9 protein-coding genes and 1 pseudogene are annotated in these 9,120 nt (G+C 63.5%); 7 read left to right on the plus strand and 3 right to left on the minus strand.

The features are described 5' to 3' along the window. The 5 genes from EN964_RS15065 to EN964_RS15085 all read left to right on the plus strand — a co-directional run. Positions 1-1,036, plus strand: a 1,036-nt coding sequence (locus EN964_RS15065) for a sugar ABC transporter substrate-binding protein (protein ID WP_127276495.1), incomplete at its 5' end; no start/stop codon positions are given. Between the two features lie 79 nt (positions 1,037-1,115). Continuing rightward, positions 1,116-2,663 (plus strand): sugar ABC transporter ATP-binding protein, encoded by a 1,548-nt coding sequence (locus EN964_RS15070; protein ID WP_127270183.1) that lies wholly within the window; start codon positions 1,116-1,118, stop codon positions 2,661-2,663. Further along, the gene (locus EN964_RS15075; RefSeq protein WP_127270185.1) at positions 2,660-3,640 is read left to right on the plus strand and encodes an ABC transporter permease; all 981 of its coding nucleotides are present in this window, start codon (positions 2,660-2,662) and stop codon (positions 3,638-3,640) included. The genes EN964_RS15070 and EN964_RS15075 overlap by 4 nt, the downstream gene beginning before the upstream one ends. Further along, positions 3,637-4,623: an ABC transporter permease gene (locus tag EN964_RS15080; RefSeq protein WP_127271876.1), complete on the plus strand. Its 987-nt coding sequence runs from the start codon at positions 3,637-3,639 to the stop codon at positions 4,621-4,623. Before EN964_RS15075 ends, EN964_RS15080 begins: the two co-directional genes overlap by 4 nt. Positions 4,624-4,625: 2 nt before the next feature. Continuing rightward, entirely contained in the window at positions 4,626-5,174 is a 549-nt protein-coding gene (locus EN964_RS15085) for a gluconokinase (protein WP_127271875.1), read from the plus strand. Here EN964_RS15085 and EN964_RS15090 read toward each other — a convergent pair. Both EN964_RS15090 and EN964_RS15095 read right to left on the minus strand, forming a co-directional pair. Next, positions 5,169-6,320 (minus strand): hypothetical protein, encoded by a 1,152-nt coding sequence (locus tag EN964_RS15090; protein ID WP_127271873.1) that lies wholly within the window; start codon positions 6,318-6,320, stop codon positions 5,169-5,171. The two genes, EN964_RS15085 and EN964_RS15090, sit on opposite strands and share 6 nt — an antisense overlap. A 172-nt stretch (positions 6,321-6,492) precedes the next feature. Next, a complete protein-coding gene (locus EN964_RS15095; RefSeq protein WP_127270227.1) occupies positions 6,493-7,398 on the minus strand; it encodes a LysR family transcriptional regulator in 906 nt (301 codons plus the stop codon). A 119-nt stretch (positions 7,399-7,517) separates the two neighbouring features. Between EN964_RS15095 and EN964_RS15100 the strand changes: the two genes are divergently transcribed. Together EN964_RS15100 and EN964_RS15105 are read left to right on the plus strand one after the other, a co-directional pair. Then, a complete protein-coding gene (locus EN964_RS15100; protein WP_127270225.1) occupies positions 7,518-7,940 on the plus strand; it encodes a DoxX family protein in 423 nt (140 codons plus the stop codon). A 43-nt stretch (positions 7,941-7,983) separates the two neighbouring features. Continuing rightward, a complete protein-coding gene (locus tag EN964_RS15105; RefSeq protein ID WP_127270223.1) occupies positions 7,984-8,853 on the plus strand; it encodes an NmrA family NAD(P)-binding protein in 870 nt (289 codons plus the stop codon). Positions 8,854-8,957: 104 nt separating this feature from the next. Here the strand turns inward: EN964_RS15105 and EN964_RS38565 are convergent. Further along, positions 8,958-9,120: pseudogene (locus tag EN964_RS38565) on the minus strand (Rrf2 family transcriptional regulator); the annotation flags it as partial.

Raw genomic sequence — 9,120 nt, forward strand, 5'->3', positions numbered from 1 at the left:
GGGTCCCGCCGCTCAGGCGGACTGTTTCGCGCCGTGGAGCGCGGAGACCAAATTTTTCAAATATCCCAAGAAGGAAGGGCCGTTCCGCATCGCCTTCGCCAATGGCTATATCGCCAACACCTGGCGTATCCAGATGGTGCAGACAGCCAAGGCCTACGCCGCACAACCTGAAGTCAAAGCCAAGATCAAGGAATTCAAGGTCGTCTCGACGGGCGAGGACGTGCCGGCGCAGATCTCGGCGATCAACAATTTCATCGATTCCGGCTATGACGCCATCGTCACCGACGCCCAGAACCCGACAGCCTTCGGTCCGGTCATCAAGCGCGCCAAGGAAGCCGGCATCGTTCTGGTCGCCTTCGACAACATCCTTGACACCAAGGATGCCATCAACGTCAATGTCGATCAGAAAGGCCTTGGCGAATTGTGGGCCAAGTGGCTGGTCGCCAAGATACCGAATGGCGGCAAGATCCTGGAAGTGCGCGGCGTCGCCGGCACCTCCGTCGACACCGACCGCCACAACGGCATCCACGAGGTCTTCGCTGCGTCCGGCAAGAAGTGGGACGTCACCGAAGTCGCCGGCAAGTGGGATGACGGCGTGGCACAGAAAGTGACCGCCGATGCGATCGCCACCAACGGTCCGTTCGACGGCATCACCGGCCAGGGCGGCGATACCGGCATCGTGCAGGCGATGATCGACGCCAAGCATCCGTTCGTGCCGTTTGGCGGCGAGACCGAGAACGGCTTCCGCAAGTTCTGCGCCGCGCATTCGGCCGACGGGCTGAAGTGCTCGTCCGCCGGCTCGGGTCCGGCTCAGGTCGCCGTCGCCATCAAGACCGCGATCGCCGCACTCGAAGGCGAGGTGGTACCACAAGAGGTGAAGCTGCCGCTGGCGATCGCCGAAGACCCGAACTTGAAGGAAGGCACGGATTACTTCCCCAAGGAATCCGACAATTTCTTCGTCGGCAATTCCTTCCCGACCTGCGGCATCAATTTCAGCGCCCAGGAAATCATGGGTCAGACCAAGGAAAACCAGTAAATCATCGCTGGCTGTCACCCGGCGCCGCGGCTTGAGCCGCGGCGCTTGTCTCAATTCCACAATCGCCCTGGGAGGGCCGATGGACGGTGCGGCTCCGCTCTTTCGTATGGAAGGCATATCCAAGCGCTATGGCGGTGTACGCGCGCTGGAGAAGGCCGAGCTTGTCGTCGAAGCCGGCAGCATCCACGCCATTCTCGGTGAAAACGGCGCCGGCAAGTCGACGCTGATCAAGGTCATGGCAGGTGTCGTGGCGCCCGATGAGGGCCGCATGACGCTGGACGGGCGCGAGGCGACCTTCGCTTCTCCGGGGGCCGCCAACAAGGCCGGCATCGTCTGCATCTTCCAGGAACTGTCGCTGGTCCCCGAGCTCAGCGTTGCCGACAACATCGTCATTTCCGACCCGCCCAAACGCTTCGGCATGATCGACCGCAAGGCGCAGCGCCGCATCGCCGAAGAAGCACTTGCTCGTGCCGGCGCCGCCGACATCCACCCGCTGGCGCTGGTCAAGGACCTACCGCTGTCGCGCCGGCAGATGGTCGAGATCGCCAAGGCATTGGCACGCAAGCCGCGCATCCTCATCCTCGACGAAGCGACCTCGGCGCTGACGGCAGCGGATGTCTCGAAGATCTTCGCAGTGCTCAAGCGGCTGCGCTCGGAAGGGCTGGCGCTGCTTTACATCTCGCACCGCATGAACGAGATCGCCGAACTGGCGGATCAGTGCACGGTGTTCCGCAACGGCCGCAATGTCGCCAGCTATCCAGCCGGCTCGAAGAGCGACAATGAGGTGGTCGAACTGATGATCGGCCGCGAATACAGCCATATCTTTCCGCCCAAGCCGGCGGCCGTGCCTGCCGCCGCGGCCCCCAGGCTCGAGGCCCGCAAGCTCTCATGGGCCGACCGGCTGCACGACATCTCGCTGACCGTCAGGGCAGGTGAGGTGGTCGGCCTTGGCGGCCTCGACGGCCAGGGCCAGCGCGAATTGCTGCTCGCCTTCTTCGGCGTGCTGCGGGGCCTCAGCGGCCAGATCCTGATCGACGGCAAGTCGGTCTCGATCACCAGCCCATCCGTTGCGCGCGACGACGGCATCGGCATGGCGCTGATTCCCGAGGACCGCAAGACCGAAGGGCTGATGCTGCCGATGACGGTGCGCGAGAACCTGTCCTTCGCGGCGCTCGACCGGCTGTCGAAAGCCGGCATCATCGACCGTGCCGCCGAGCAGCGGCTGATCGACGACATGGTAGGCCTCTTGGCGATCAAGACGGCGGGCCTCGACATTCCGGTCGGCGCGCTTTCGGGCGGCAACCAGCAGAAAGTGGTCATCGCCAAATGGCTGATGCGCCAGCCACGCATCATCCTGCTCAACGATCCGACGCGCGGCATCGACGTCGGCACCAAGCAGGAGCTGTACCAGCTGATGCGCAAACTGGCCGACGCGGGTGCTGCGATCCTGTTCTACTCGACCGACTATGATGAACTGATCGGCTGCTGCGATCGCGTGCTGGTGCTCTATGACGGGGCGGTCAAGCGCGAGCTGGTCGGTGCCGAGATCACCGAGCGGGCGCTGATATCAAGCGCGCTCAATATCCATGGCGAGGACAGCCCGGTGGGCCTGGGAGCAAGCGCGTGAAAGATTGGCGCTACTGGCTGGCCGAGCAGCGCGGAACTCTGCTGGCGCTCGGCATCTTCATCGTCATGTTCGTCATCTACACCTCGAACCATCCGGCGGGCTTCACCGCCAATGTCGTGCAGACGGCGTCGAACAAGGGCGTGCTGCTCGCCTTTGTCGCCATGGCGCAGACGCTGGTGGTGATCACCGCCGGCATCGACTTGTCCGTCGGTATGATCTTCCTGCTCACCAACTGCCTCGCCTCCTGGCTGGTGGTTGGCACGCCGATGCAGACGACGCTCGGTGTCATCGCCGTGCTGGCGGTGGGGCTGTTGTGCGGCGCGATCAACGGCGCCATCGTCATCTATGGCCGGCTGCAGCCGATTGTCGCCACCATTGCCACTGGCGCCGTCTATTACGGCATCGGCCTTTTGCTGCGGCCATTCCCTGGCGGCTCGGTCAATGAGGATCTGGCCGATGCGCTGACCGGCCGTGTGTTCGGCGTGGTGCCGGCGAGCCTGGTCGTCCTGCTGGCCATCGTGCTGGTGATCTGGGTGCCGTTCAGCCGCTCGGTGCTCGGCCGCGCGGCCTACGCGGCCGGCTCGTCGGAGACGGCGGCCTACATGTCCGGCGTGCCGATCCGGCGCGGCAAGTTCGCTGCCTACACGCTGGCCGGCCTGCTGGCGGCGATCGGCGGACTGTTCCTGACTTTCTTCACCTATACGGGCGAGGCGGCCTATGCCAGCGGCAACTCCTACACGCTGTTTTCGATCGCAGCCGTGGTGCTCGGCGGCGTCTCGCTGTTCGGCGGCAAGGGCAGCGCCATCGGCGCCATCTTCGGCGCGCTGGCCTTCCGCACCATCGGCGACCTGTTGTTCGTCTTCGATTTCGATCCGCTCTGGCAGCCGCTGTTCCAGGGCGTTATCCTGCTGGTCGCCGTCAGCCTCGGCGCCTTCGCCCTGTTTCGGGTCCGCAACCGGCTGGAGTGGTTCCTGTGAGCGAAACGACACTTGGCGGCATTGCCGGCCGCATGCCCAGATTCATCCGCCGCGCCGATCCGGCGGTGCTGACGGCCTTTGCCTGCATCGTTCTCTTGCTGTTCCTGGGCAGCCTCTATTCCAGAAGCTTCCTGTCGCCTGAATATCTTCTGCAGCAGCTCAAGGTGGCTTCGTTCCTCGGTGTCATCGCAACCGGCATGATGCTGGTCATCCTGCTCGGTCAGATCGACCTGTCGGTGCCATGGGCGGTGGCGGCGGGCGCCATGATGGCCTGCGCTGCGGCGGCGTACGGCCCGGTCGGCGTGGCGCTGGCCATTCCGTTCGGTATTTTCTGCGGCATGCTGATCGGCGTCGTCAACGGCATCGGCGTCGCCTATCTGCGCATCCCCTCGATGATCATCACATTGGCCACCAACGCTGTCGCGCAAGGGCTGATGGTGGTCTACACAGGCGGCTTCTCGCCGCAGGATTCGGCAACGGGCGCGATGCGCTACCTGGCGACCGGCTTCGCCATTCCGGGCGTGCCCAACGCGGTTATCATCTGGGCGCTGATCGGAGCCGCGATGGTGTTCGTGCTGACCCGTACCAGCTTCGGCCGCACCGTCTACGGCATCGGCAACCGCGAACGCGCGGCCTATCTCTCCGGCATCGATACGCGGCGCGTGGTGATGATCGCCTTCGCCGTCTCCGGCGGGCTCTCGGCTTTCGGCGGCGCGCTTCTGGCTGGCTATGCCTCCAAGGCGGCGCAGTCGATGGGCGACGCTTATCTGCTGCCGTCGATCGCCGCGGTGGTGCTTGGCGGCACCTCGATCCTGGGCGGACGCGGCTCTTATCTCGGCACTGTCGCCGGTGTCATCCTCATCACGCTGCTGCAGTCCATTCTGTCGGTCATGCAGATGCCGGAGGCGGGGCGGCAGATCATCTACGGCGTCGTCATTGTCGCCATGCTGTTGCTCTACGGCCGCGCGCCGGCAAGCCGCTGACCGTGGACGAAAAGGCAACACAGGCGCCAGCGGGCGCTCCCGGCTCGGTGCCTCCGGCCATCGTGGTGATGGGCGTCGCCGGCTGCGGCAAGTCGGCCGTCGGTATTGCGCTGGCGGCCGCTCTGGGCGTTGCCTTTATCGAGGGCGACAAGCTGCATCCGCCGGAAAACGTCGCACGCATGGCAAGCGGCGAACCGCTTACCGATCAACTGCGCGAAGGCTGGCTCAACGCGATCGGCGAGCGCATCGCGGAGTCGGTGGGCAGCGGACAGGGCGTGATTGCCGCCTGCTCGGCACTGAAGCGCAGCTACCGCGACCGGCTGAGCAGCTTCTGCCCGGAAATCGTCTTCCTCTATCTGGAGATCGACCCTGCCACGGCCAGGCAGCGTGTCGGCAGCCGCAAAGGCCATTTCATGCCGGCAAGCCTGGTCGACAGCCAGTTCGCCATCCTCGAGCCGCCGGTTGCGGAAGAGCGCGCCTTGACACTCGATGCCACACGTCCGGTCGGTGAGCTCGTCGCCGGCGCGGTCCGCCTGATACGCCGGTCATGAGCCTTCATCCATTCCGATGCCGGTGCTGTCCGGCGCCTCGGTCAGCCGCTGCCGGCGGGACCACGTCAGCATCTGCTCGGGGTAGAGCCTCAGCGCTTCCAGCAGGCGGTCGCGCTTGAGCAGGATGTAGTGCGCCTGCACAGCCATGTTCTTGGCGCCATCCCTGGCGGTGTCCTTCGCCGGGGTTACAGATGCCTCCGGCGTCAACTCGGGGCTGAGCACGGCGCGGTACTCGATGAAGGGAACCACTTCGAAGGTCGACATGGCAAACAGGGCGGTTCTGCCCCTGGCGGCAAAATTCGCCGGCGCCGAGGCGAGGTGCGTCCAGCCGCTTTCGCCCATGGCTGCCTCGGTGAAAGTCGTGCCGGCATGGACGGTGTTGGTCATCGTCACCACGCCATTCTGCTTCAGGATCTTCTTGATGCGGATGGTGACTTGGTAGGCATCGTCGCGATCAAAGGCGACCCGGCTTTTCAGGAACCGGTTTTCGACATTGACCAGCGGCGGGTTGAGGAAACGCAGGCCGAACGCGCTTTCGGAAATACCGTGGGTGTTGACGCTCACCTGATGCGCCTCGACACCGGCCTCGTATAGCGCGCGCTTGCCGATGATGGTCTGGGCGGTGAATTGATCGCACCAGAGGATGGCGCCGTGGCCGCGCTGCAAGGCCGACCGCAGCCCCTCCAGCCCCTCCAGCCGGATCGTCGGCGACCAGCGGCCAGCCACCAGATGTGCGGCAAGCTGCAGGCGGCGCCGATGGCGCGCCGCCAGCAATCCCTCGAACAGCTTGCGTGTATCGATGCCATCGCCAAGCACCGCGCGTGTCGCGGCCGCGTAGGCCGGGAATTCCTTGCGCATATGGCGCTTGAGGCGAAACCTCGATATGCGGCCGCAGATCGGCGCCCACCAGCGCACCGGCAGCGCCGCTGCCACCACGAGATAGAAGACGGACAGCAGGCCTTCCCGAAGGTCCTTGTTGGAAAAGCGGCGAAGCCGGCCGGGGTGAACCAGCTTGCGGCTGAAGAAGCGGACGTCCTCCGCCCGTTCCGGGACGAAGACGTCGGCGATGATTTCAGTGCGGAAACTGGCTGCCGATGGCAGCTTGCGGGCGGCCTTGCGGGATTTTGCGAACCACCACAGCCTCATCGGTCCAGCCCGTTCTTCGACCCCCGCTTTACTGCGTCGGCTTGGGACGTGCAAGGTCATGTCCGCGCTCAAGACTTCTGCAAATTTCGCTTGCCCTCTACCTGGGGGACAGGCGCGTGCAACGCGAGCTGGCGCCCGCGACGCCGGACCGCTGATCGCTGACCGGCAGTCGCTATTCCATATACGGCGTCAGCACATCTTCGATCCATTTCATGAATGCGCGGACTCGGCGCGACAGATTGCTCCGATGTGCGACGACGAGGGATACGGCGAGCGCCCGTCGACGAAAATCGGGTATGATCTCGATAAGCGCTCCACTCTCCAAGTATTGGCCAATGCCCAAAAGTGGCGCCTGAATCACACCAAGGCCGGCGAGGGCGGCGGCTTCGTAGGTCTGCGCGCTGTTGACGTGCAGCGCACCTGGCAACTGAAGCGTCGCGTAGCTGTCGCCGTCCGGATATTCCCATCCATAGGGTCTCGCGCCTAGCACCGTCGAAAAGTGAATTGTCCTATGTTCCTGACGCTGGAGATCTTCCAGCGACCGAGGGACGCCATGGCGCGCCAGATAGGCGGGGCTGGCAGCGTTGGCCATGCGCAACAGGCCCAACGGGCGGGCAATCAGCGTCTCGTCGCGAATGGGTCCAAGCCGCAATACACAATCGAACCCCTCTTGAACCAGATCGACTTGCCGATCCGTACTCGACACCTCCAGCTCCAATTGGGGGTGCGCCGCCATGAAATCCGGCAAGGCCGGCACGATCGTTGTGCGCGCCACTTCGGTCGGAAGGTCGACTCTCAAACGCCCGCGAAGTGCCACGCGATCGCCTGCGAACATCGAGTGCAGATCATCGACTTCAGCGAGCAGATCGCGGGCACGGGCATGAAATGCGCGTCCGTCTTCCGTCAACCGCACGCTGCGCGTCGTCCGGTGCAGGAGCCTGACACCGAGATCTTCTTCCAGCTTCCGGACCGCCGTTGAGGCTCTCCCCTTTTGGATGCCCAGGCTGTCGGCTGCGCGGGTGAAGCTCCCCATTTCCGCTACCGTTATGAAAATGAGGATGGGTTCGAGATTTTGCATTTTCGTTTCCCGGTATTGTTTTCCAAAAAGAGAACAGTCGGTTCATTTCCTCGGTGTTTATCACACCTGAGAGGCACAGTAAGCTTCGAATATGGGATCTCCCCATCGGAGAATGACAAGTGTCCGAAACTGTGAACCCGCATCAGACACCTGAAACTATGACCTTGCATCGCGCCCTGTGGGCCGGCCGGATAATGAGCGCGTTTGTCGTTATCGCTTTGATGACAGACGGCACTGTTCAGCTTTTCGCGCCGGCACGGGTCGCGAGCATGTTGCAGGAAACCGGGTTCGCGATGGATCTGACGCGCGTCGTGGGTCCGATCATCCTCGCCTGCGCCATCCTCTACGCCATCCCGGTCACCGCCGTCCTCGGCGCGATCCTGGTGACGGGCTTTTTGGGAGGTGCCATCTGCGCCCATCTCCGCATCGGTGAGTTGGGATCGCCGCCGGAAATCATTTCCCTGCTTCTGGGCGCGATGACCTGGGGCGGCCTCTATCTGCGCGATCCCCGTATCCGGGCCATTCTGCCGCTCATCCATTGAACCAACAGGGGCAGTTCTGTCCCTCAACATCAGGAGAAAACACATGTTCTTAGTAATGGGAATCACGGGAAACGTGGGCGGCGCGACGGCAAGGCATTTGCTAGCGCAAGGCAAAAAGGTGCGCGCGCTGGTCCGCGACCGCGAGAAAGCGTTGAGCTGGGCGAACCGGGGCGTGGAGCTGGTTGACGGCGATTGGAATGATTCGGCAGCCATCGAGCGGGCGCTCGAAGGCGTCGAAGGCGCGTTCGTCATGCTGCCTCCTGTCTGGGCGCCTTCGCCCGATTACAAGGAAGCAAAGGCCGTGATTGCAAGCTATGTCGAGGCGCTCACCAAGGCAGCGCCGCCGCGAGTGGTTGCGCTTTCGTCGATGGGCGCGAACAGAACCAGCGGGCACGGGGTGATCGCGGCCTTGTCCCTTCTGGAGCAAGGTTTTCGCGACCTGACATCGCCAGTTGCTTTTGTGCGCGCAGGCGGATTCTTCGAGAATTTTCTTTTCGGGTTGCAGGTCGCGCAGGGCGGAACGCTGCCGGCTTTCTACAATCCGACAAACCGGAAATCGACCATGGTCGCGACGAACGACATTGGCGCGGAATTCGCAACGCTTCTGACCGGGCCAACGTGGTCAGGGCAGCGCATCGTCGAGCTTGGTTCGATGGTCAGCGCGGATGAAGTCGCGGAGCAGTTGGGTGAAGTCCTGAACCTCGACGTGAAAGCCTTTGCAATCCCGCGTGCAGGGTGGGCGGAAGCGCTCGAACAATTCGGCATCCCGAGGGGCCACAGCGGACCTGCCGAAGAAATGTACGAGGCCGTGAATGCAGGATGGATGGACCTCGGTGTGGCGGGTACGGAGCATGTAGCGGGTACGACGTCCGCACGCGCTGTATTCGAGGCTGCGTCAAATGTGAACGGGTAGGCCAAACTGTATGGGGTTCTCCTGTGATTTCGGGTGTTTGCAACCCGGGATTTGGAGAACTCCCTCCTTCATCTGTCTGAGCGCGGTCAGCTTGCAGTGGGTGGTTATATCTGCGACGTCAGCTCAACCGGAAAATCGTCATTGTCGGCGTCGCGCATGGCGGCAAGGCTGCGATTGTCCAGCACTTCGGCGATCGCCTGCCGCACCTCCAGCATCATGTGGCGGACCTGGCAGGTCGCCTCGTCGCAATCCTCGCAGCGCTGATAC

The organism is Mesorhizobium sp. M7A.F.Ca.CA.001.10.2.1 (genome assembly GCF_003998575.1).
GTDB lineage: Bacteria > Pseudomonadota > Alphaproteobacteria > Rhizobiales > Rhizobiaceae > Mesorhizobium.